Below are 20,809 nucleotides of genomic sequence, written 5' to 3' on the forward strand. Positions count from 1 at the left end.
TTTCCAAAGTCAACGCGCATCCTCTGACCCGGCGCTGCGGGCCCGGCGCGTGACCTCCCGCAGCGGCAGGCCGAGCGCCGCTGCCGCGGCGGCCACGTCGTCGTGCTCGGGCTTGGAGCCCCAGGGACCGTGCTTGACCCGGACCGCGTGCCCGTCGACGTCCACGGTCACGGTGCTGCGGGGCAGCGCCAGCCGGTCGACGGTGGTGCGCCGCAGCCCGAGGCTTCCGGTCTCGGCGAGCACGATCCGTTCGCAGTCGCCTGCCCGCTCCGGCGCGGCGAGCACGTGCACGGTGTGCGCCGGGCGCCCCTTCTTCATGACGATCGGCGAGAGCCACGCGTCCGCGGCACCCGCGTCGAGCAGCAGCCCGACCAGGTGGCCCAGCACCTCGCCCGTGACGTCGTCGACGTTCGTCTCCAGCAGCACCATCGCCGCCCCGGCTCCCGATGCGGCTCCCGCGGCCTCGCCGATCAGGGCCTGCAGCACGTTCGGACGGTCGGCGGGGTCGCGGCTCCCCGCGCCGTAGCCCACGGACTGCAGCGCCATGGTGGGCACCGGCCCGAACCGTGCCTCCGCGGCGACGAGCAGCGCGGCCCCGGTGGGCGTGACGGTCTCCCCGCTACCGGTCCCCGTCACCTGTGCGCCCGCCGACGCGAGCAGCGCCGCGGTGGCCGGCGCGGGCAGGGGCAGGATGCCGTGCCTGGTCGAGACGGTGCCGGTGCCAAGGGCGAGCGGCCCGCAGTGCACCTCCGTGACGTCGAGCAGTTCCAGGGCCGCGGCGACGCCCACGGTGTCGACCACCGTGTCCAGGCCGCCGATCTCGTGCAGATGGACGACACCCGGATCGGTGCCGTGGATGCGCGCCTCGACCTCCGCGATCGCCCGGACGGCGCGGGCGGCCAGTGGCAGCTCCGCCCGCTCGACGTGCGCGAGCAGGGCAGCTGCCCGGCGCTCGGTCGCCGTGTCCTCCACGGTGACGATCGCCCTGGTCGCCGACATCCCCCCGCGCGTGACGCGCGCGGCGTCGAGGCTCCAGCCTGCGAGGCCGGTGCGCGCCACGGCCTCGCGTACGCCGTCGAGCGGGGCACCCAGGTCCAGCAGGGCGCCGAGCAGCATGTCCCCGGAGATTCCGCTCACCGGGTTGAGCCAGAGGATCATCGCCTGACCGCCATCCGGTGCGCCGCCACCGCTGCACCGAACCCGGAGTCGATGTTCACCACCACGAGCCCGGGGGCGCACGAGCTGAGCATCGCGAGCAGCGGGGTGACCCCCTCCAGGGTCGCGCCGTAGCCCACCGACGTGGGCACAGCGATCACCGGACAGCCGACGAGCCCGCCCACGACGCTCGGGAGCGCACCCTCCATCCCGGCGATGCAGATCACGGCGTCGGCTCCGGCGAGAACCTCGACCTCACCGAGCAGCCGGTGGATACCGGCCACGCCCACGTCCCGCAGCTCGATGACGTCCAGGCCGATCGCGCGAGCCACCGCCGCGGCCTCGGCCGCCACCGGTGCGTCGGACGTGCCTGCGGAGACGACGACCACCCGGAACGCCCGTGGCGACGCGGGCCGCCACACGAGCAGGCGCGCGGCCGGGTCGTACTCCCCACCGGGCACGGCCGCTGCGACGACCGCCGCGGTGGCCTCCTCGAGCCGTGTGACGAGCACCGGCCCCTCGTTGGCGGCGAGCAGCGCTCCCACCACGCCGATGATCTGTTCCGCCGTCTTGCCCGGGCCGTAGACCACCTCCGGCAGGCCGAGCCGCCGCTCCCGGCCGGTGTCGGCCCGCGCGTACCCGAGGTCTTCGAAGCCGTCCGTCACGGCGCGCTGCGAGCGGGCATGCCGAGCAGGACGTTCATCCGACCGCTGGCGAAGCCCTGCAGGTCCAGGGCGCAGAAGTCGAAGCCTGCCGAGCGGACCACCGCGTCCAGCTCCCCGCGCAGCTGCGCAGCGCGGGGCACCTCGTCGGCGGGAACCTCGATCCGCGCGACCGCGCCACCCGCGTGGACCCGCACCCGGCAGACGGGGAACCCGAGCTCGCGCACCCCCACCTCGGCGAGCTCGACGCGGTGCAGCACCTCCGGCGTCACCGGGTCGCCGTACGCCACCCGGGAGGCGAGACACGCCGCGGCCGGCTTCTCGGCGGTGTCGAGGCCGAGGGCCACGCTCACCTGGCGCACCTCGGCCTTGCCGAAGCCGACGTCGAGGAGCGGGGCGATCGCGCCCCGCTGGCTCGCGGCCCGCTGGCCCGGCCGATGGTCGCCCAGGTCGTCCATGTTGGTGCCGAGGGCGATGCGGGCACCGGACAGGGTGGCCAGCGGCCCGAGCGCGTCGAACAGTGCCGTCTTGCAGTGGAAGCAGCGGTCGGCGCCGTTGGCGACGTACTCGGGCCGGTCGAGCTCGTCGGTGTCCACCTCCACGTGGGCGATACCGCGGCCACGGGCGAACTCCTTGGCGGCGATGCGCTCCGCCCGCGGCAGGCTGGCCGACACCGCGGTGACCGCCACGGCACGCTCACCGAGCTGCTCGGCCGCCACGGCGGCCACGAGGGCCGAGTCGACCCCTCCCGAGAACGCCACGAGCAGTCGCTGCTCGCTGCGCAGCCGACCTCGCAGAGCGGCGAGGAGGGCATCCACCGGTAGTTGCGTGCGCACCAGGTCACTGTATGTGTGCCGTGCGGGGACCCACCACCGGACAGCGGTGCTGCGTGCCGATGCACGTCGGCGCAAGGGTAGGGTTTCGCCTGACGCGCCCGAGACCCCATCGTTTCGACCGAGGTACTTGCGGAGCTCCGGTTGGTGCTTCCTCGATCCGGCCGGGCCAGCGTCTGACAGGCGCCGGAGGTGGAGACCATGCCCGACCCCGCACAGCCCGGGTCGAATGCGCCCGCTGCCGATCCGGTCGGCGAGTTCCTCGGCACCGTCATCACACGGTCCCGGCCCGGCACCGTCGTCCTCGAGGTGCAGGGCGAAGTGGACACCCTCACCGCACCCCAGTTCTCGGCCGCCGTCGACGAGCTGATGAACGATCGCGCGAGCAGGCTCGTCGTCGACCTGACCGGTGTGACGTTCCTGGCCTCGAGCGGTCTGGCCGTCCTCATCCAGGCGGCGCACCGGGCCGACGAGCGCGGTGCGAGACTTCGGCTGGTCGTGAGCACCCGGGCCGTCCGGCGTCCGCTGGAGGTCACCGGCACCGACCAGCTCTTCGACATGTACGCCGACACGCGCCACGCGACCGGCGACGATGATTGATCCCTCACACAGCGGGTAGCAAGATGACCGATCACGTTCCCAGCACGACCGGAAGGAGACCCGGCAGCGTGTCCGACCTGGACGGCCTCTCGCCCGCCGAGACGCTCGACGGGGCCTCGACCGTCGAGGTCCGGACGTCGGCGAGCGCCGCGCTGATCCCCACGATCCGCGCCGTCGCCTCGGACCTGGCCGCGCGAGCGGACTTCGACCTCGACGCCATCTCCGATCTTCGGATGGCCGTCGACGAGGCCTGCGCCACCCTGGTCGACGTCGCCGCACCGTCCTCGATGCTGCTGTGCACCTTCATGGTGCGTTCGGAGCGCATCGAGGTCCACGCCGAGGTACAGGCCCGGCACCCCGATGCCGCGGTGTCCACCGACACGTTCGGATGGCGCGTACTCCAGACCCTCGCCGACGACGTCGCCGTGCACCACGAGCCCGGTGTCGGCGGAGCGGGGCCCACCGTCGGCATCCGCCTGGACAAGCGCTCCGGCGATCTACCACGGTGACCAGGGCCGATCCCGAGTACGGCCACCTCGCTCCCCTGCTCGAGCGGTATGCGGCGCTGGAGCCGGACGACCCTGACCGCGAGAGGCTGCGCGAGGAGCTCGTTCGCGGCTTCCTGCCGGTGGCCCAGCACATCGCGCGCCGGTTCTCCAACCGGGGCGAGCCGCTCGACGACCTCGTGCAGGTGGCGACCGTCGGTCTCATCAACGCCATCGACCGGTACTCCCCGGAACGCGGCAGCGACTTCTTCTCCTTCGCCGTGCCCACGATCAGCGGCGAGGTACGCAGGCACTTCCGTGACCTCGGCTGGTCGATGCGGGTGCCGCGACGGCTCAAGGACCTGCACGTGTCCATCAACGGTGCGGTCTCGGAGCTGTCGCAGAACCTGGGCCGGGCACCGAAACCCACCGAGATCGCCGAGCTGCTCGGCGTGCCGGTGTCGGACGTGCTCGAAGGGCTCGAGGCCTCGGAGGCCTACCGCAGCTCGTCGCTGGACGAGATGCTCTCGTCCGAGCAGGGCAGCGCCACCGTGGGAGAGCTGGTCGGCGCGGCCGACGCGGAGCTGGATCGCGTCGACTTCCGCCAGGCACTGCGCCCCGTGCTCGCCGAGCTCGCCGAACGCGAGCGCACCATCGTCCTGCTGAGGTTCTTCGGCAACATGACGCAGACACAGATCGCTGATCGCGTCGGGATCTCGCAGATGCACGTCTCCCGCCTGCTGGCCCAGACCCTCGACCGGCTTCGCTCGCGGCTGGACCCAGAGACCCGCGTCAGCTGACCTTCGGCTCGTTCCTGCGGAGGGAGACTCATGACTGGCCAACCCGAACACGTGATGATCATCGGAGCGGGCCTCGGCGGCCTGCGCACCGTCGAGCAGCTGCGCTCGGCGGGATACCAGGGACGGATCAGCCTCGTGGGCGCGGAGCAGCACGCTCCGTACGACCGGCCGCCGCTGTCCAAGCAGATCCTCACCGGCGACTGGGAGCCCGAGCGCACCGCGCTGACCGGGCTCGACGAGCTCGAGGACCTGGGCGTCCGCGTCCACCTCGGGATGGCGGCCGTGGCGCTGCGGCCCGGCGGTGGCGGCACCGGCTGGAGCCCGGGGGCCACCTCCGGCCACGAGCTCGAGCTCTCCGACGGCGCCACGCTGCACGGTGACGCCGTGGTGATCGCCACCGGCCTGGTGGCCCGCACGCTGCCCGGGCAGCCCGACTCCGTCCACACGTTGCGCACACTGGACGACGCACTCGCCCTGCGCGCCACCCTGACCCAGATCGAGTCGCTGCTCGTCGTGGGCGGCGGTTTCATCGGCGCGGAGGTGGCGAGCGCGGCCCGGCAGCTCGGGGTCGCCGTCACCGTCCTGGAGGGCCTACCCGTGGTCCTCGCCCGCGCCCTCGGGCCCGACGTCGGGGCGATCGCAGGCCGGCTGCTCGTGGAGGGCGGCGTCGACCTGCGCACCGGTGTGAAGATCACCGGGTTCACCGACTCCACCGGCCCCGGCGTGGGCGTCGAGCTGGCCGACGGCTCGAGCGTCTCGGCCGACGCCGCGGTGGTCGGCATCGGCGGCGTTCCACGGCTGGACTGGCTGGCGAGCTGCGGGCTCGACCTCGGCAACGGTCTGCCCTGCGGTCCCACCGGCCGGATCCACGGGCTGGACGCCGGGTGGGCCGTGGGCGACGTGGCTGCCTGGGACGACCCGGTGCACGGTGAGCGCTACCGCGACGAGCACTGGACGAGCGCCTCCGACCAGGCTGCGGTGGTGGCTCGCGACATCCTCGGCGCCGCTCCCCCGCCCGCGACCGTGCCCTACTTCTGGTCCGACCAGTTCGGTCTCAAGATCCAGCTCCTCGGCCGCCCGGAGCTGGCCGACTCGGTGGTGCCCCTCCACGGTGAGGGCTTCGACGGAGGTCCCGTCCGCGGCACCGTGGCCGGGTACCTCGACGGCGACCGGCTGATGGCCGTGGTCGGCTTCGGCGCGGCCCGGACCGTCACCCGCTACCGCATGCAGGTGGCCGAAGGCGCAACCCTGTAGGGCCCGGGGTCAGCGGAAGATGCGGCGGATGAACGCGATGGCGAGCAACGCCCCCACGGCCATGAGGCCGTAGCGGATCCTCGGGTCGTCGAGCTGCTCGTGCACGCTCTCCTTTCCGGCGTCCACCAGGCGCTTCGGGCTGGCCCGCTCGCCCAGCGCGTCCAGGCTCTCGGCGAGCGCGTCCCTGGCCTGCTCGATCTCACGCTGGATGGTGTCCGGGTCGCGCGCCACGATGCCTCCTGCAGTTCGCACGGTCGAGGAGATGCCACCGTAGATCACGCGCGCCGCAGCGCTCGGCACGGCTGGGGCGGGTCGGCGCGCCACCCCCCGGCCGTGGTGCGAGTATCGCCGGCATGAGTACTCGACTGGCGGTGGGCGACGCGGCCCCGGACTTCACCCTCTCCGACGCCGACGGCAAGCCGGTGTCGCTCTCGGACTATCGCGGTCGCCGGGTCATCGTCTACTTCTACCCCGCGGCCAGCACTCCGGGGTGCACAAAGGAGGCGTGCGACTTCCGCGACAGCCTCGCCGACCTCGGCGACGCCGGGCTCGACGTCATCGGCATCTCGCCGGACAAGCCGGCCAAGATCGCGAAGTTCCGAGACGCCGAAGGCCTGAACTTCCCGCTCCTCTCCGACCCCGACAAGGAGGTCCTCACCGCGTGGGGCGCCTTCGGGGAGAAGAAGATGTACGGCAAGACCGTCACGGGCGTGATCCGCTCCACGTTCGTGGTCGACGGCGACGGCAAGATCGAGGAAGCCCAGTACAACGTGCGCGCCACCGGGCACGTGGCGAAGCTGCGCCGGGACCTCAAGATCTGAGCCGCCCGGGGCCCAGCACCGCGGCCACCCCGGGCAGCGCCGCCCGGTAGGCGGCCACGAGCTCGCGCGCGACGGAGACAGAGCCGACGAGGGGATGCTGGGCGAAGGCACGCACCGCAAGCGTCACGGAGCCCGTGAACGCAGCCTCGATCGTGTCCTGCTCCACCGCCTTGACCTGCTGCAGCAGCCCGAGCATCGAGCCCGGCAGCGGATCGGTGGCCAACGGTGTGACGCCGTGCGGACCGACCATGCAGGGCACCTCGACCACCGCGGCTGCCGGCAGGCCCGGCACCGCCGAACCGTTGCGCACGTTGAGGATCAGCATGCGCGGCGAGCCGCCGGCCAGGGCCGTCATCAGCTCGAGTGCCACCTGCTGATAGCCCCCCGCCGCGACGTCGGCCGCCTCACGCGCACCCGCGCCGCTCGCGCGGCGGCTCTCCGCCATGTAGGTGGCATCGCGCTCGTCCCGTGTCCGCGACCAGCGGCGCAGGGCGTCCTCCGGGTCGGCGGTGGCCGCCGCGTCGTAGAAACGAGCCTGCTGCTCGGCGAGGAACTCGCCCCGGGTGATCGGCTCGGACCGGATCGCCGCCACCGCCTCCGGCGTCCGATAGAAGTAGTAGAGGTACTCGTTGGGCAGCGCCCCGACGGTGCGCACCCAGTCGGCGCCCATCAGCCGCACCTCCTCGATGGTGCGCAGCGCGGAGTCGTCGGCGAGCAGGTCGGGCAAGCGGTCCACACCGTTCACGCGCAGCGTGCGCAGCCAGCCCAGGTGGTTGAGCCCCACGTAGCCGACACCGAGACCGCCCCCCTCCCCGCCGGCCGGGGCGTCGCGCAGGCCCATGCCCTCGACCGCCCGGAGCGCCCGCTGCGCCAGGCCGACCGGGGAGTCGCAGATGCCGACCACCCGCTCGCCGAGCACGCGCTGCATCGCCTCGGTGATCATGCCGGCCGGGTTGGTGAAGTTGATCACCCACGCGCGCGGCGCGACCTCGGCCACACGCTGCGCCACCCGCACCGCCACCGGGACCGTGCGCAGCCCGTACGCGATGCCTCCCGCGCCGACGGTCTCCTGGCCCAGCAACCCGTGCGCCAGCGCGACGCGCTCGTCCACGGTCCGCCCGGCCAGCCCGTCAACCCGGATCGCCGAGAACACGAACCGCGCACCCCTCAGCGCCTCGTTGAGATCGGTGGTGGTGTGCACGGCCGGGGCGCCCGGCCGCTCCATCCGGGCCAGCACGGCGCGGATCGCGGCCAGGCGCGACGGCACCACGTCGTGCAGGACGACCTCGGTGACCGGCGAGCCGCCCGCCAGCGCGGCGTAGACCAGGGGGACCCGGAAGCCCCCGCCGCCAAGGACGGTGAGTCTCACGCGAGCGCCTGCACGAAGTGAGCCACCCGCCGACGGTAACGCAGGCGCCACCCGCCTCCCGCGGGCCACGGGGTGTGGCCCGGCGTTCGCGTTGCCACACGCGCGGACAAGGCGGCAGTATCCGAAGAGCACCACCGGAGGGGGATGAGTTCGCCGTGACCAGCGCAGCGTGGAGGGCTGTTCCCGATCCGGAGGCACTGCCGGTGGGGCCGCTGACCTTGCCGCACGAGACGGTGTGGTGGGACCCCCTCGTCGACGTGCGTGACGCCGACTGGCCCGCGATCGACGTGTTCATGTCCGGCACGGTCTTCCTCGACATCGTGTTCACCGGCCTGCCCACCCTCCCCGCCGCGGGCACGGAGGTGTGGGCCGGGGGGATGGCCTCCTGCCCCGGAGGCATCGCCAACCTGGCGATTGCCTCGGCCCGGCTCGGGCTGCGCACGAGCCTCGCGGCAGGCTTCGGCGACGACGTCTACGCCGACTTCTGCTGGCGCACCCTCGCCGGGCAGGAACGGGTGGACCTATCGCGCTCGCGGCAGTTCGCGGGATGGCACTCACCCGTCACGGTGTCGATGGCCGTGGATCGCGACCGCAGCATGGTCACCCACGCCCACCACCTACCGATCAGCGCCGACACCCTGATCGGCACGCCCCCACCCTCACGGGCCGTGATCACCAGCATCGGCGCCGGGGCCGCCGAACCGGTGCTCCCCGACTGGGTCGTCCAGGCCAGGGCGAACGGCTCGATGATCTTCGCCGACGCCGGCTGGGACCCCACCGGGGCCTGGGACCCCACCTTGTTCACCACGCTCGACGGGTGCGACGCGTTCATGCCCAACGCCGTGGAGGCCATGAGCTACACGCGCACCGACAGCCCTCGCGAGGCGCTGCACCGGCTCGCCCGCCACGTCCCGCTCGCCGTCGTCACCTGCGGCGGCGACGGGGCAATGGCTGTGGACGCCGTCACGGGCGAGGAGGCGTCGGTCCCCGCGCTACCGGTCGATGCGCTCGACCCCACCGGCGCAGGCGACGTGTTCGGAGCCGGCCTCGTGCTGGGCACGATCGCGGGCTGGCCGCTCGAACACCGGCTGCTGTTCGCCGGGGTCTCCGCGGCGCTCGCCGTGCACGAGTTCGGCGGTTCGCTCGCCGCTCCGGGGTGGGGCGACATCGGGGACTGGTGGCGGCAGGTCGAGGAACAGGCCGCCGCGGGTCACCAGGGAGCCGACGAACTGCGCCGCCGCTACGGCTTCCTCGACGCCCTGGTGCCCCGCACCCACGTCTGCGGTGTCCGGCGCGCAGCCGCCACCATCGCCCGCCAGTCGGACCTGACCCGCCCGGTCTGAGCGTATCGACCGACCCGGACCTAGTTTCGAACATGTGTTCGATATGATCCGCTCATGCCCCGCGCCCGAAGCTGGACCGACGAGCAGCTCGCCGTGGCGGTGGCCGCGAGCAGCACGTTGAGCGAGGTCTGCCGGCGGCTGGGACTGCAGCCCGGCAAGTACGACGTGCTCAGCCGCCACATCCAGCGTCTCGGGCTGGACGCCTCACACCTGCCCCGCGCGGGCGCGGCGTCGCCACGCAGCTCGCGACGCTTCAGCGACAAGGACCTCATCGAGGCGGTACGCGTCGAGACGTCGGTGCACGGTGTCCTGCGACGCCTGGGCTACGAGACCAACGGCGGGATGTTCCGCTACATCGTCGCCCACATCCGCCGACTCGGCCTCGACACCAGTCACTTCCGCGGGCAGGGCTGGGCACGAGGATTGAAGCGGCCGTCCACCGGCCTCACCCCCCTCGATAAACTTCTGGTCAAGGGCTCCACAACAGGATCGAGCTCTCTTCGACTGCGGCTCGTCGCCGCAGGGCTGCTGCCCGACCGCTGTCAGGAGTGCGGACTGAACGAATGGCGAGGTCAGCCGCTTCCTCTCGCCCTGGACCACATCAACGGCGACCACACTGACAATCGTCTTGAGAACCTCCGTATCCTCTGTCCCAACTGTCACGCCATGACCGACACGTGGTGTGGAAGGAAGAACGCCGGCGTAGCCCAACGGCAGAGGCGCGGGTCCTAGGAACCCGACAGTGTGGGTTCGAATCCCACCGCCGGCACCCGTACACCCCTGTCCGAGAGGCGCTCACCGAGAGTGCTACCCGGCCTGAGCCTCCCCCGATACCCCCTGTGTCGCAGGGGGTATCGGCTCGTCGATCGGACGGCGGCGCGCCACCAGCAGCGCGCCGGTCAGACCCAGCAGCCCCGACACGACCGACACGGCGAACATGGCCGGGTGCGGGCTGCCGCCCACCGCCGCGTCGCCCAGCACCACGATGGCGACCGTGCCGGGCAGCACCCCGAGCACCGTGCCCAGCAGGTACGGCAGGAAGCGCACCCCTGACAGCGCCGAGGCGTAGTTCATCACCGCGAACGGCACGGCCGGGATGAGACGCAGGGACACCATGGCGAGCAGCCCGCTCTGGTCGAGCCGACCGCGCACCCAGGCCACTCCACGGCGGTGGGCGTGCCGCTCCGCCATCCGGCCGCCGATCAGCCGGACCAGCCAGAAAGCCAGCACCGCGGCCAGTGTGGTGCCGGCGACGGTGAGCAGCAGCCCCAGCACCGAGCCGAACAGGACGCCCGCGGCCACGGTGAAGACCGTGCGCGGCACCGGAGTGATCGTGATCGCACCCTGGAGCAGCACGAACAGCACCGGCGCCCAGAGCCCGGCGCTCTGCACCGTCTGGCGTACATCGGGGACACCGTCGCGCAGAAGGAAGACGGCGATGCCGGCCACCACCAGCACAGCGGCGCCTGCGGCCACCCTCCTCCAGGTCATACTTCGACCGTACCGACGGAGGCGTCGACAGCACGTCGACGGGTGCAGTACGCCACCATCAGGCCACCGCCCCGCCACCGCGCGCTCACCGAACGACCCGCGCCGCAGCGGCGGCTACGGTGGACCATCGTGACCACCGAGCAGCCGCAATCTCCCGCTCTCGATCTCGATCTCGACCCCGACGGGCTCGCCGTGCGCCGCGAGGTGCTCGGGCCCGACCACGTCGACGCGGCACTCGCCCGTGCCGACGACGTCACGGCCGAGTTCCAGGAGATGATCACCCGATACGCGTGGGGTCACATCTGGACCCGCCCCGGCCTGGACCGGCGGATGCGCAGCGCGATCACGATCACCGCCCTCGTCGCGCACGGGCACTACGCCGAGCTGGAGCTGCACCTGCGCGCCGCGCTGCGCAACGGCCTCACGCGGGCGGAGATCGTCGAGGTGCTGCTGCAGAGCGCGATCTACTGTGGAGTGCCCGCCGCCAACTCCGCGTTCGGCGTGGCCCGCCGCATCCTGAACGAGGACGCGTCCTGAGCCGTCGTCGCAGAGCCGACGAGTTCCGCGCAGGGGCCGCGGGCCCTGCGAGGACGACAGCGCCTCTGCGATGACGGGCTTACCGCAGGTCGCGTAGGTGTGGGAGGAGGGCGCGCATCGCCCGGCCCCGGTGCGAGGCCGCGTCCTTCTCCTCCGGGCTGAGCTCGGCGCTGGTGCGCTGCTCCCCGTCCGGCACGAAGATCGGGTCGTAGCCGAACCCGCCCGAGCCGCGGGGCCCGCGGACGATCCGGCCGGTCCACTCGCCGTGCACCACGGTCTCCAGGCCGCCCGGCACCACGAGCGCCGCGGCGCAGACGAACGCCGCTCCCCTGCGCTCGTCGGGCACGTCGGTGAGCTGACCCAGCAGCAGTTCCAGGTTGGCCACGTCGTCCCCGTGCCGGCCCGACCAGCGGGCGGAGAGCACGCCGGGCATGCCGTTGAGGGCGTCGACGGCGAGCCCCGAGTCGTCGGCCACGGACGGCAGCCCGGTGGCGTTCGCCGCGTCGCGTGCCTTCGCCAGCGCGTTCTCCGCGAACGTGGCTCCGGTCTCGGGCGCGTCCGGGAACTCCGGGACGTCGGCGAGCCCGACGATCTCGACGGGGCCGTCCGCGAGCATCCGCCGCAGCTCGGCGAGCTTGCCGGCGTTGCGGGTGGCGAGCAGCACCTTCACGGCTGTGTCGGCAGCGTGCCGGGGTAGGGCTCGGCGAGCGCGGCGGCCTGCAGGTCGGACAGCTGCCGGATGCCGGCGAGCGCCGTGTCGAGCATGGCGTCGAGCGTGCTGCGGGTGAACGTGGCGCCCTCACCGGTGCCCTGGACCTCGATGAGCGTGCCGGTGTCGGTGGCGACGACGTTGGTGTCCACCTCGGCGCGCGAGTCCTCCTCGTAGGGCAGGTCCAGCCGGACCCGCCCGTCGACGACCCCCACGCTGACGGCCGCCACGCGGCACGAGAGCGGCTTCGGGTCGGCGAGGCGGCCGTGCGCCCCCAGCCAGGTGACGGCGTCGGCGAGCGCAACGTAGGCACCGGTGATCGCCGCGGTGCGGGTGCCGCCGTCGGCCTGCAGCACGTCGCAGTCCAGGGCGATGGTGTTCTCGCCGAGGGCGGCGAGGTCGATGCAGGCACGCAACGAGCGGCCGATCAACCGGCTGATCTCGTGGGTGCGGCCGCCGATGCGCCCCTTCACGGACTCGCGGTCGCTGCGGGTGTTGGTGGCCGAGGGCAGCATCGCGTACTCCGCGGTGAGCCAGCCCAGGCCGGAGCCCTTGCGCCAGCGCGGCACGCCTTCCGCGACGCTCGCGGCGCACAGCACCTTGGTGTCGCCGAACTCGACGAGCACCGAACCCGCCGGGTGCTTCTGGAAGCCGCGGGTGATCGTCACCGGTCGTAGCTGGTCGTCGGCTCGGCCATCCACCCTGGCCACGTCGCGGGCACTGCCATCCGTTCGTGTCACGCGCGCCAGCTTAGGTCTCCGGGCCGGGAGCCTCCGTCCGGCGGGAGGGACGAGGTCAGATCGTGTACGCGCCGTCCGGGGCGACCAGCTCGACGGGTCCGGCGAACGCGGCCTTGGCCTCGGCGAGCAGCTGATCGCCGTCGAACCAGGCCGGGACGTGGGTCACCAGCAGCCGCCCGACGCCGGCGGCCTCGGCGTGCTCGCCCGCCTGCCTGCCCGAGAGGTGCACACCACGGGGCGGCTCCGACCAGGACTCGGTGACGTGCGGCCAGGTGGCCTCGCAGAGCAGCACGTCGGCGCCGCGCGCCAGCTCCACCAGCCCGTCGCAGGGCCCGGTGTCTCCGCTGTAGACGAGGCTGCGCCCGCCGTGCTCGAGCCGGACGGCGTACGCGTCGCAGGGGTGATCGACGGTCCGGGCGCGCAGTGTCACACCGGCGACGGTGCCGGCTGCGCCGTCGGAGAGCGGGTGGAAGGTGAAGACGTCGGTGAGATCGGTGACCGCCCGCTCGGCTGCCGAGGCCGCGAAGGCGGCGGCGAACCGGTCCGGCGCCTCGACCGGAGCATGCACGGGCAGCGGCCGCGTGGTGGGGTCGAACGGCGGCCGCGGGTGGAAGCGACGGTGCACCGCGAGCGACGCGAAGTCGGCGCAGTGGTCGGGGTGCAGGTGGCTGAACACCACCCCGTCGAGCTCCCACGGGTCGAGGTGGCGCTGCAGCGCGCCTAGCGTGCCGTTGCCCAGATCCAGCACCAGGCGCGCGTCGCCCGCCTCCACGAGGTAGCCGGACGCCGGCGAGGCCGGACCGGGGCCGCTGCCGGAGCAACCGAGAACGATCAGCCTCATGGGCCGCACGCTAACGCGCGCGTGTGTGCCGCAACCACCACAAGCCGATGAACGGAAGGACCAGCGGCACGAAGCCGTAACCTCGCCCGTACACCGACCACACTGTGTCGTCGGGGAAGTCGGCGGCGTCGAACACGGTGAGCGTGCCGACGACCAGCACTCCGACCAGCTCGAACCCGACGGCGGCCCAGGCCAGTTTGCGGGCGCCGGGCCCACGCCCGTTCAGCCCGATCGTGGCCAGGATGTAGACGACACCGGCCAGCGCCGAGAGCAGGTACGCCAGCGGCGCCTCGTCGAACTTCGTGGCGATCTGCACGAGGGCACGCGCGGTGGCCGACAGGGCGAAGACGCCGTACACCGCGATGAGCACCCGGCCGGGGCCGGACGACGTGGCACGGGCCGGCTCAGGCACCTGCGTCCCACAGACCCTGCAACCGCCACACGGCCACCGCGGTGGCGATCGCCCCGACGGCCACGACCATGCCGCCCCAGCGAGTGGGTTCGGCGGTGGCGAACTGCGTGGCGATCGGGAGCACGCACACCGACACGACGAGATAGATGAGGAACGTCGTGGTCTCCGGCAGCGTGACGCCGCCGAAGATCCGGACGGCCGCGATCGCGGCCTGCACGAGCAGGAGCGCCTCCACGACGCCTACCGCGCGCTTCGTCCAGACGTCCGGAGGCCGGTTCAGTGCTGTCATGACCACGCCGTAGACGGCCAGCGCGGCAAGTGCCACGAGAACCACGATCTCCAGCGCCCCGATCACGCTGGGACGGTACCTGAGCGGCCACGACCGGCCCGCTCGGCCTGGCGGCGAGGGAACGTCAGCGGGCGAGCGGCGTCTGTTCCGTGGCCGGACCGAGAGCGGCGACCTGCCTGATCTCCGGGCCCAGGAAGCGACGGCCGAGCCTGCGGAACGGTTCCGGGTCGCCCGTGGCGAGGAACTCGTGCGGGCCCGGCGCCGGGGCTTCGGGGTCGCGGGCGAGGTCGGCCTCCATGAGCAGGCGCACGAGGTCCTTCGCGGTCTCGTCGGCGCTGGACACCAGCGTGACCTCCGGGCCCAGGACGATCTGCAGCACGGCGGCCAGCAGCGGGTAGTGGGTGCAGCCGAGAACGAGCGTGTCGACGCGGGCGCGCTGCAGCGGTTCGAGGTAGCTCTGGGCGAGGCCGAGGATCTGGCGCCCACTCGTCATGCCGCGCTCGACGAAGTCGACGAAGCGCGGGCACGCCACCGCCGTGACCTGCACGTCGGGGGCCGCCTGGAACGCGTCGGTGTACGCCCCTGACGCGATCGTGGCCCGGGTGCCGATCACCCCGATCCGCCCGGTGCGGGTGGCTGCGACAGCACGGCGGACCGCCGGGCGCAGAACCTCCACGACCGGCATCGGGTAGCGCTCCCTGATGTCCGGGAGGCAGGCCGCCGTGGCCGTGTTGCAGGCGACGACCAGGGCCTTGACCCCACGCTCCTGCAGCGCGTCACCGACGGCGAGCGCATGCCGGCGCACATCGGCGATCCGCAGCGGGCCGTACGGGCCGTTCCCGGTGTCGCCGACGTAGATGACCCGCTCGGCGGGCAGGAGGTCGATGACCGCCCTCGCGACCGTGAGGCCGCCGACGCCCGAGTCGAAGATCCCGATCGGGGCGTCGATGTCTGAGGGCACGGGCAGGAGTCTAGGCGCCGAGGATCGGGGCAGGGCGGGATCGTCGGTCGGCCCGCGCCACGAGCCGCGCGGCCAGCAGCCCGGCCACCGCGCCGAACAGGTGCGCCTGCCAGGAGATGCCTGCCTGACCGGGGAGGATGCCGAACAGGATGCCGCCCCAGATCACGAACAGCACCACCGCCAGGAGGATCTGGCGGCCGCTGCGGGCGAAGAACCCGCGGGCGAGCAGGAACACCAGCCAGCCGAAGATCAGCCCCGACGCACCGACGGTGGACGTGTTCTCCGGGCCGATGAGCCAGACACCGAGCCCGCCGAGCAGCCAGATCATGGCGGTCACGACGACGAACTGCCGGAACCCGCCCGCCATGGCGAGGAACCCGAAGACGAGGAACGGCACGGTGTTGGCCAGCAGGTGCGGCCATCCGGCGTGCAGCAGCGGGGCCCAGATGATGCCGTCCAGCCCGTCGAACGTGCGCGGCACGATGCCATCGTCGTCGAGGCGCAGCGCTGTGAGCTGGTCGACGAACTCAGCGATGTACAGCACGCCGGTGAACAGCAGCATGAAGAACAACGAACGCACCGGCGCGGGCGGGAGCACCCGCGCGATCGACCGACGGGACGCAGGCGCGGGGACGACCATACGATCGAGGCTACCCGCGCCAGGCGGTCGTTCTGCGGCTCTTCAGCGTTCCTTCAGCGAGTTCGGCCGTGCTCCTCAGTTTTCACGGCCGGTGCCCGGGTCCGGTACCGGCCCCGGACGAGCGGCACGCCGGTCCGGCAGGTCCGGACGAGCACGCCGCTCGTGCGCGGAAGGCGGCTAGGCCCAGAGCTGGCCCTCGATGCCGTGGACCGCGGCGTCGAGCTCACCTGCGTACGCGCCCGTGGACAGGTACTTCCAGCCCGCGTCGGCCACGATGATGGCGATGTCGGCGGACTCGCCCGCTCCCGCCGCTTTCTCCGCCACGGCCAGCGCGGCGTGCAGGATGCCGCCGGTGGAGATGCCGGCGAAGATGCCCTCCTGCTCGACGAGCTGCCGGGTGCGGCGCAACGCGTCGCGCGATCCGACGCTGTAGCGCGCCGTGAGCACCTCGGGGTCGTACAGCTCGGGGACGAAACCCTCGTCGAGGTTGCGCAGCCCGTACACCAGCTCGCCGTAACGCGGCTCCGCCGCCACGATCTGGATGTCGGGCTTGTGTTCCCGCAGGTAGCGGCCGGTGCCGACGAGCGTGCCCGTGGTGCCGAGACCCGCGACGAAATGCGTGATCTCCGGGAGGTCACGCAGGATCTCGGGGCCCGTGGTGCGGTAGTGGGCGTCGGCGTTGGCCGGGTTGCCGTACTGGTAGAGCATCACCCAGTCGGGATGCTCCGCCGCGAGATCCTTGGCCAGGGCCACCGCCTGGTTGGAGCCGCCTGCGGCAGGCGAGGAGATGATCTGCGCGCCGTACATCTCGAGCAGCTGCCTGCGCTCGACGGAGGTGTTCTCCGGCATCACGCAGATCAGCTCGTAGCCCTTGAGCTTGCACGCCATCGCGAGCGAGATGCCGGTGTTGCCGGACGTGGGCTCCAGCACGGTGCAGCCCGGCTTCAGCAGGCCGTCCGCCTCCGCTTTCTCGATCATGGCGAGAGCGGGACGGTCCTTGATCGAGCCCGTGGGGTTACGGTCCTCGAGCTTCGCCCAGAGCCGCACGTCCGGCGAGGGCGACAGGTTCGGCAGGCCGACGAGCGGGGTGTTTCCCACCGCGGCGAGCAGCGAGTCGTAGCGGGCCATCCCTGGCCTTCCTTCCCGTCGCCTGGTCTCTCAGCCGCCGGCGACGGCAGGCAGGATCGTGACGGTGGAGTTCTCGCCGACCGGCGCCTCGAGGCCGCCGGCGAACCGGACGTCCTCGTCGTCGACATAGATGTTGACGAAGCGGTGCAGCGACCCGTTGTTGACCAGGCGCGCCGCGATGCCGCTGTGACGCGACTCGAGGTCGTCGATCACCTCGCCGACGGTGCTGCCCTTCGCTTCGACGGACTTCTCACCGCCGGTGTGGGTGCGGAGGATGGTGGGGATGAATACGGACACGGCCATGGCGATGCTCCAGGTCGGGTGGTTCTGAACGGTCGTGGCAGGTGGGCGTCAGACCGACGCGTCCCTGTCGGGGACGTCGTCCGCGCCGGTGTGCGCGAACATGTAAGACTCCACGACCTCAACCTGTTCCTCGTTGACCACACCGTCCACGATGCGGAACGACCGGAGCTCGTGCCCGGTGTGGTTCGGCTCGGCCTGCTCCCGGGTGGATACGAGCACGTAGTGCGCGTCGGGCTCGGAGGCGAGCGAGATATCGGTGCGCGACGGGTGGGCCTCTGTGGCGGTGTGCGAGTGGTAGATCACCACGGGCACCTCGTCGCGGGCGTCCATGTCGCGGTAGAGGCGCAGCAGGTCACCGGAGTCGAACTCGTAGAACGTGGGCGACCGGGCCGCATTCAGCATCGGGATGAACCGCTCCGGCCGATCGGACCCCTCGGGCCCGGCGATGACACCGCACGCCTCGTCGGGATGGTCCCGGCGGGCGTGGGCGACGATCTCCGCAACGAGATCGGCTCGGATCACCAACACCCCGACAGCCTACGTCGCGAGGGCGCTTCATCCCACTCCAGCGGGACGGCTCACACCTCGTGATGGCTCAGCGCACCTGCATCCGGCTCTGGACCAGCGCGTCCTGAACGAACGTGAGCCAGTGGTAGACGCCGATGTGCGTGGCGCGAGGGTCGTCCGGCGGCAGCTGCTCGGGCATGTCCTCGCTCACGTCGAGAGCGGTGCCGAGGGCGAGCCGCACGTCGTTGAGTGAGGCGAGCCAGGCATCGGCCTGTTCGGGTGTGAGCTCCACCCGGCCGCCCGACTCGGGCAGCGTCTCCAGCAGCACGGCAGCCGCGGAGTCCTTGGCCTCGATCAGCTCTGGTTCGTGCAGGGAACGCAGGCCTGCGGCGAGGTCGGCGTCCTCGGTGGTGAAGTCGGGAAGCAGGCGGGCGAGGACGCGGTCGGTGGGACGGGTCGACGGGCCGGTGCGCATGCCGGTGAGGGCCGCCAGCTCGTCGGAGGGATTGTCGTCGGCTCTCCCGGCGAGGATCTGCCGGACCTCGCCGACGAGGCCGCGCAGCACAGCGGCCTCCTGCGGCTCGAGCGAGGCCACGAGCCGAGCCCGGCCTCCGCGGCCGGAGCGCTTCCAGCCGTTCACGCGCGTTGCATGGTGGCCCACAGGCCGGCGGCGTGCAGCTTCGCGACGTCGGCCTCGATCTTGTCCTTGTCCCCTGCCGACACCGCCGCCTTGCCCTTGTGGTGAACGTCGAGCATCAGCGCGGTGGCCTTCGGCTCCGGGTAGCCGAAGAGCTTCTGCAGCACGTAGGTGACGTAGGACATGAGGTTGACTGGGTCGTTCCACACGATCGCCTGCCAGGGCGTGTCCAGCACCGTGTCCTCGGCGAGGTCCGGATCCACCTGGCGCGTGGGTGTGGGTAGCGGCGCGGCCATGCGGTCCATGGTGACACCTCGGCCATCGACGCCGCGAGGCAACATAGGCTCCACCGCATGACTGAGCGGGCAAGGGCGATGAGCGGCAGTCCGTCGTCGGCCGGGGTCAGTACGGCGCTGCTCACCGACCGCTACGAGCTGACGATGGTGGCCGCCGCGCTCGCCGACGGCACCGCCAAGCGCCATTGCGTGTTCGAGGTGTTCGCCCGCAGGCTCCCGGATGGCCGCCGTTACGGAGTCGTGGCCGGCACGGGCCGGCTGCTGGAGTCGATCGAGCGGTTCCGGTTCGGCGACCAGGAGCTGCGGACGCTCGCCGACGTCGTCGATCGCGAGACGCTCGACTGGCTGGCGGACTACCGCTTCTCCGGTGACGTGGACGGCTATCCGGAAGGCGAGCTGTACTTCCCCGGCTCGCCCATCCTCACGGTGAGCGGCACGTTCGCCGACACGGTGCTGCTGGAGACGCTGGCCCTGTCGGTGCTCAACTACGACAGCGCGGTCGCCTCGGCCGCCTCCCGGATGGTCACGGCCGCGGCGGGCCGGCCGATCATCGAGATGGGCTCGCGGCGCACGCACGAGGCTGCGGCGGTCGCCGCCGCCCGCGCCACCTACCTCGCCGGGTTCGCCGCCACGTCGAACCTGGAGGCCGAGCGCCGCCACGGCATCCCCACCGCGGGCACCGCCGCCCACGCCTTCGTGCTCCTGCACGACGACGAGCTGGGCGCGTTCAAGAGCCAGGTGGCGACCCTCGGGGCGGACACCACCCTGCTCGTCGACACCTATGACATCCGCCGGGGCATCGAGCGGGCGATCGAGGCGGCGGGCCCCGGGCTCGGCGCCGTGCGCATCGACTCCGGCGACCTCGGCGAGCTGGCCCGGCAGGCCCGCGACCAGCTCGACGCCCTCGGCGCGAAAGAGACCAGGATCGTGCTGTCCGGCGATCTCGACGAGTACGCGATCGCCTCTCTGCGCGCCGAGCCCGTCGACTCCTACGGCGTCGGCACGTCGGTGGTCACCGGGTCCGGCGCACCCACCGCGGGCCTGGTCTACAAGCTGGTGGAGGTCGACGACAAGCCGGTCGCCAAGCGCAGCGCGGCCAAGGAGTCCCGCGGCGGGCGGAAGTCGACACTGCGGCGCTACAAGCCGACCGGCACGGCCATCGAGGAGGTCGTGCACCCCGCGGCCAGCCCACCGGAGATGGGGCCGCACGACCGCGTGGTGCCGATCCCGCTGATGCGCGGTGGCGAGCAGGTCGCGGGCCTGCCCACGCTCGAGGAGTCGCGCGAGCACCTGCGTGCCGCGCTCGTGTCCGTACCGTGGGAGGGGCTCAAGCTCTCTCGCGGCGAGCCCGCGATCGCCACCGTGTTCGAGGACGGCAACCGTTGACTCGTGCTCTGATCGTCGTCGACGTCCAGAACGACTTCTGCGAGGGCGGCTCGCTCGGCGTCGACGGCGGCGCAGCGGTTGCGGCCGCGATCTCGGCCGCCCTGCAGACCGCGGAGCAAGGGCGCCGTTGGGATCACGTAGTGGCCAGCCGTGACCACCACTCCGACCCGGGCGCCCATTTCTCCGACGCCCCCGACTTCGTCGACACGTGGCCGCCGCACTGCCGGACCGGCACTCCGGGGGCGTCCTTCCACCCGGAGCTCGACGTCGCGCGGATCGAGGCGGTGTTCGACAAGGGCCTGCACGAGGCCGCGTACTCCGGATTCGAGGGCGTCGAGCCGGGTGGCGCGAGCCTGGGCGCCTGGCTGCGCGCCCACGACGTCGACACGGTGGACGTGGTGGGCATCGCCACCGACCACTGTGTGCGCGCCACCGCGCTGGACGCCGCCGCGGCGGGCTTCACCACCACGGTGCTGCTGAACCTGTGCGCAGGAGTGGCCCCGGAAACGACAGCGAAAGCACTGGAGCAAATGCGAACAGCAGGGATAAAGCTAGTGCACTAGGGCCGAAGGTGTCGTGGAGCCGTAGTGCTGTCGGTGGTGGCTGATGG

At 72.3% G+C, this 20,809-nt stretch carries 28 protein-coding genes and 1 tRNA gene; 11 read left to right on the forward strand and 18 right to left on the reverse strand.

The genetic code is table 11. The features are described 5' to 3' along the window. Window positions 1-9 precede the first annotated feature (9 nt). From larC to larE, 3 genes are read right to left on the reverse strand one after another with little or no spacing between them, the layout of a single operon-like run. Window positions 10-1,158 (reverse strand): nickel pincer cofactor biosynthesis protein LarC, encoded by a 1,149-nt coding sequence (larC, locus tag MMF94_RS03490; RefSeq protein WP_241034766.1) that lies wholly within the window; start codon window positions 1,156-1,158, stop codon window positions 10-12. Then, on the reverse strand, window positions 1,155-1,820 hold the full coding sequence (gene larB, locus MMF94_RS03495) for a nickel pincer cofactor biosynthesis protein LarB (protein WP_241034767.1): 666 nt from the start codon (window positions 1,818-1,820) through the stop codon (window positions 1,155-1,157). The genes larC and larB overlap by 4 nt, the downstream gene beginning before the upstream one ends. Next, window positions 1,817-2,653: an ATP-dependent sacrificial sulfur transferase LarE gene (gene larE, locus MMF94_RS03500; protein ID WP_241034768.1), complete on the reverse strand. Its 837-nt coding sequence runs from the start codon at window positions 2,651-2,653 to the stop codon at window positions 1,817-1,819. Before larE ends, larB begins: the two co-directional genes overlap by 4 nt. Before the next feature lie 198 nt (window positions 2,654-2,851). Here larE and MMF94_RS03505 point away from each other — a divergent pair, with 198 nt between their 5' ends. The 4 genes from MMF94_RS03505 to MMF94_RS03520 all read left to right on the forward strand — a co-directional run bounded on the left by MMF94_RS03505 (window position 2,852) and on the right by MMF94_RS03520 (window position 5,789). Beyond that, window positions 2,852-3,250: an STAS domain-containing protein gene (locus MMF94_RS03505; protein ID WP_241034769.1), complete on the forward strand. Its 399-nt coding sequence runs from the start codon at window positions 2,852-2,854 to the stop codon at window positions 3,248-3,250. A gap of 68 nt (window positions 3,251-3,318) precedes the next feature. Beyond that, on the forward strand, window positions 3,319-3,759 hold the full coding sequence (locus tag MMF94_RS03510; RefSeq protein ID WP_241034770.1) for an ATP-binding protein: 441 nt from the start codon (window positions 3,319-3,321) through the stop codon (window positions 3,757-3,759). Next, window positions 3,756-4,535, forward strand: a complete 780-nt coding sequence (locus tag MMF94_RS03515) for a SigB/SigF/SigG family RNA polymerase sigma factor (RefSeq protein WP_241034771.1) — start codon at window positions 3,756-3,758, stop codon at window positions 4,533-4,535. The genes MMF94_RS03510 and MMF94_RS03515 overlap by 4 nt, the downstream gene beginning before the upstream one ends. Before the next feature lie 30 nt (window positions 4,536-4,565). Continuing rightward, window positions 4,566-5,789, forward strand: coding sequence for an NAD(P)/FAD-dependent oxidoreductase (locus MMF94_RS03520; protein WP_241034772.1), 1,224 nt, complete (start codon window positions 4,566-4,568; stop codon window positions 5,787-5,789). Between the two features lie 9 nt (window positions 5,790-5,798). Here the strand turns inward: MMF94_RS03520 and MMF94_RS03525 are convergent, their stop codons facing one another. After that, complete coding sequence (locus MMF94_RS03525) at window positions 5,799-6,020, reverse strand: DUF3618 domain-containing protein (RefSeq protein WP_241034773.1); 222 nt, start codon at window positions 6,018-6,020, stop codon at window positions 5,799-5,801. A gap of 122 nt (window positions 6,021-6,142) precedes the next feature. Here MMF94_RS03525 and bcp point away from each other — a divergent pair, with 122 nt between their 5' ends. Next, window positions 6,143-6,610 (forward strand): thioredoxin-dependent thiol peroxidase, encoded by a 468-nt coding sequence (bcp, locus tag MMF94_RS03530; RefSeq protein WP_241034774.1) that lies wholly within the window; start codon window positions 6,143-6,145, stop codon window positions 6,608-6,610. Here bcp and MMF94_RS03535 read toward each other — a convergent pair. Next, the gene (locus MMF94_RS03535) at window positions 6,600-7,979 is read right to left on the reverse strand and encodes a family 4 glycosyl hydrolase (RefSeq protein WP_241034775.1); all 1,380 of its coding nucleotides are present in this window, start codon (window positions 7,977-7,979) and stop codon (window positions 6,600-6,602) included. The two genes, bcp and MMF94_RS03535, sit on opposite strands and share 11 nt — an antisense overlap. 155 nt (window positions 7,980-8,134) lie before the next feature. Here MMF94_RS03535 and MMF94_RS03540 point away from each other — a divergent pair, with 155 nt between their 5' ends. The 3 genes from MMF94_RS03540 (at window position 8,135) to MMF94_RS03550 (ending at window position 10,091) form a co-directional block, all read left to right on the forward strand. After that, window positions 8,135-9,322, forward strand: a complete 1,188-nt coding sequence (locus MMF94_RS03540) for a PfkB family carbohydrate kinase (protein ID WP_379660394.1) — start codon at window positions 8,135-8,137, stop codon at window positions 9,320-9,322. Between the two features lie 54 nt (window positions 9,323-9,376). Then, on the forward strand, window positions 9,377-10,054 hold the full coding sequence (locus MMF94_RS03545; RefSeq protein ID WP_241034776.1) for a hypothetical protein: 678 nt from the start codon (window positions 9,377-9,379) through the stop codon (window positions 10,052-10,054). Continuing rightward, window positions 10,019-10,091: transfer RNA gene (locus tag MMF94_RS03550), tRNA-Leu, on the forward strand. Before MMF94_RS03545 ends, MMF94_RS03550 begins: the two co-directional genes overlap by 36 nt. Window positions 10,092-10,129: 38 nt before the next feature. Here MMF94_RS03550 and MMF94_RS03555 read toward each other — a convergent pair. Next, complete coding sequence (locus tag MMF94_RS03555) at window positions 10,130-10,813, reverse strand: TVP38/TMEM64 family protein (RefSeq protein WP_241034777.1); 684 nt, start codon at window positions 10,811-10,813, stop codon at window positions 10,130-10,132. Between the two features lie 129 nt (window positions 10,814-10,942). On the opposite strand from MMF94_RS03555, the gene pcaC reads away from it, so the two are divergent. Next, window positions 10,943-11,350, forward strand: coding sequence for a 4-carboxymuconolactone decarboxylase (pcaC, locus tag MMF94_RS03560; RefSeq protein ID WP_241034778.1), 408 nt, complete (start codon window positions 10,943-10,945; stop codon window positions 11,348-11,350). A gap of 79 nt (window positions 11,351-11,429) precedes the next feature. On the opposite strand, the gene rdgB is transcribed toward pcaC, so the two are convergent. The 12 genes from rdgB to clpS form a co-directional block, all read right to left on the reverse strand. Beyond that, the gene (rdgB, locus tag MMF94_RS03565; protein ID WP_277398640.1) at window positions 11,430-12,020 is read right to left on the reverse strand and encodes an RdgB/HAM1 family non-canonical purine NTP pyrophosphatase; all 591 of its coding nucleotides are present in this window, start codon (window positions 12,018-12,020) and stop codon (window positions 11,430-11,432) included. Further along, window positions 12,017-12,769 (reverse strand): ribonuclease PH, encoded by a 753-nt coding sequence (rph, locus tag MMF94_RS03570; protein WP_241035039.1) that lies wholly within the window; start codon window positions 12,767-12,769, stop codon window positions 12,017-12,019. Before rph ends, rdgB begins: the two co-directional genes overlap by 4 nt. Window positions 12,770-12,854: 85 nt before the next feature. Next, window positions 12,855-13,640 (reverse strand): MBL fold metallo-hydrolase, encoded by a 786-nt coding sequence (locus tag MMF94_RS03575; RefSeq protein ID WP_241034779.1) that lies wholly within the window; start codon window positions 13,638-13,640, stop codon window positions 12,855-12,857. A gap of 10 nt (window positions 13,641-13,650) precedes the next feature. Next, complete coding sequence (locus tag MMF94_RS03580; protein WP_241034780.1) at window positions 13,651-14,052, reverse strand: hypothetical protein; 402 nt, start codon at window positions 14,050-14,052, stop codon at window positions 13,651-13,653. Further along, window positions 14,045-14,407, reverse strand: a complete 363-nt coding sequence (locus tag MMF94_RS03585; protein ID WP_241034781.1) for a hypothetical protein — start codon at window positions 14,405-14,407, stop codon at window positions 14,045-14,047. The genes MMF94_RS03580 and MMF94_RS03585 overlap by 8 nt, the downstream gene beginning before the upstream one ends. Before the next feature lie 58 nt (window positions 14,408-14,465). Continuing rightward, a complete protein-coding gene (gene murI / locus MMF94_RS03590) occupies window positions 14,466-15,302 on the reverse strand; it encodes a glutamate racemase (protein ID WP_241034782.1) in 837 nt (278 codons plus the stop codon). A gap of 10 nt (window positions 15,303-15,312) precedes the next feature. Beyond that, window positions 15,313-15,942 carry a rhomboid family intramembrane serine protease gene (locus MMF94_RS03595; RefSeq protein ID WP_241034783.1) on the reverse strand — a complete coding sequence of 210 codons (630 nt, stop codon included), beginning with the start codon at window positions 15,940-15,942 and terminating at the stop codon, window positions 15,313-15,315. Between the two features lie 177 nt (window positions 15,943-16,119). Continuing rightward, the gene (locus tag MMF94_RS03600; protein ID WP_241034784.1) at window positions 16,120-17,070 is read right to left on the reverse strand and encodes a PLP-dependent cysteine synthase family protein; all 951 of its coding nucleotides are present in this window, start codon (window positions 17,068-17,070) and stop codon (window positions 16,120-16,122) included. Window positions 17,071-17,100: 30 nt separating this feature from the next. Beyond that, on the reverse strand, window positions 17,101-17,373 hold the full coding sequence (locus MMF94_RS03605) for a MoaD/ThiS family protein (protein ID WP_241034785.1): 273 nt from the start codon (window positions 17,371-17,373) through the stop codon (window positions 17,101-17,103). Window positions 17,374-17,421: 48 nt separating this feature from the next. Continuing rightward, complete coding sequence (locus tag MMF94_RS03610; RefSeq protein WP_241034786.1) at window positions 17,422-17,901, reverse strand: M67 family metallopeptidase; 480 nt, start codon at window positions 17,899-17,901, stop codon at window positions 17,422-17,424. 67 nt (window positions 17,902-17,968) lie between these two features. Next, window positions 17,969-18,520: a DUF2017 domain-containing protein gene (locus MMF94_RS03615; protein WP_241034787.1), complete on the reverse strand. Its 552-nt coding sequence runs from the start codon at window positions 18,518-18,520 to the stop codon at window positions 17,969-17,971. Beyond that, complete coding sequence (gene clpS, locus MMF94_RS03620) at window positions 18,517-18,813, reverse strand: ATP-dependent Clp protease adapter ClpS (protein ID WP_241035040.1); 297 nt, start codon at window positions 18,811-18,813, stop codon at window positions 18,517-18,519. Before clpS ends, MMF94_RS03615 begins: the two co-directional genes overlap by 4 nt. Window positions 18,814-18,891: 78 nt before the next feature. Between clpS and MMF94_RS03625 the strand changes: the two genes are divergently transcribed. Continuing rightward, window positions 18,892-20,199: a nicotinate phosphoribosyltransferase gene (locus tag MMF94_RS03625; protein WP_241035041.1), complete on the forward strand. Its 1,308-nt coding sequence runs from the start codon at window positions 18,892-18,894 to the stop codon at window positions 20,197-20,199. Further along, window positions 20,196-20,762: an isochorismatase family protein gene (locus MMF94_RS03630; RefSeq protein ID WP_241034788.1), complete on the forward strand. Its 567-nt coding sequence runs from the start codon at window positions 20,196-20,198 to the stop codon at window positions 20,760-20,762. The genes MMF94_RS03625 and MMF94_RS03630 overlap by 4 nt, the downstream gene beginning before the upstream one ends. The last annotated feature ends 47 nt before the right edge of the window (window positions 20,763-20,809 follow it).

It is taken from the genome of Pseudonocardia alaniniphila (genome assembly GCF_022524485.1).
GTDB classification, from domain to species: domain Bacteria; phylum Actinomycetota; class Actinomycetes; order Mycobacteriales; family Pseudonocardiaceae; genus Pseudonocardia; species Pseudonocardia alaniniphila.

Coding starts and splice junctions, on each gene's coding strand:
- larC (WP_241034766.1), bottom strand. CDS start 1,158: ATGATCCTCTGGCTCAACCCGGTGAGCGGAATCTCCGGGGACATGCTG.
- MMF94_RS03600 (WP_241034784.1), bottom strand. CDS start 17,070: ATGGCCCGCTACGACTCGCTGCTCGCCGCGGTGGGAAACACCCCGCTC.
- clpS (WP_241035040.1), bottom strand. CDS start 18,813: ATGGCCGCGCCGCTACCCACACCCACGCGCCAGGTGGATCCGGACCTC.
- MMF94_RS03555 (WP_241034777.1), bottom strand. CDS start 10,813: ATGACCTGGAGGAGGGTGGCCGCAGGCGCCGCTGTGCTGGTGGTGGCC.
- MMF94_RS03595 (WP_241034783.1), bottom strand. CDS start 15,942: ATGGTCGTCCCCGCGCCTGCGTCCCGTCGGTCGATCGCGCGGGTGCTC.
- MMF94_RS03545 (WP_241034776.1), top strand. CDS start 9,377: ATGCCCCGCGCCCGAAGCTGGACCGACGAGCAGCTCGCCGTGGCGGTG.
- MMF94_RS03520 (WP_241034772.1), top strand. CDS start 4,566: ATGACTGGCCAACCCGAACACGTGATGATCATCGGAGCGGGCCTCGGC.
- MMF94_RS03505 (WP_241034769.1), top strand. CDS start 2,852: ATGCCCGACCCCGCACAGCCCGGGTCGAATGCGCCCGCTGCCGATCCG.
- MMF94_RS03575 (WP_241034779.1), bottom strand. CDS start 13,640: ATGAGGCTGATCGTTCTCGGTTGCTCCGGCAGCGGCCCCGGTCCGGCC.
- bcp (WP_241034774.1), top strand. CDS start 6,143: ATGAGTACTCGACTGGCGGTGGGCGACGCGGCCCCGGACTTCACCCTC.
- MMF94_RS03625 (WP_241035041.1), top strand. CDS start 18,892: ATGAGCGGCAGTCCGTCGTCGGCCGGGGTCAGTACGGCGCTGCTCACC.
- MMF94_RS03605 (WP_241034785.1), bottom strand. CDS start 17,373: ATGGCCGTGTCCGTATTCATCCCCACCATCCTCCGCACCCACACCGGC.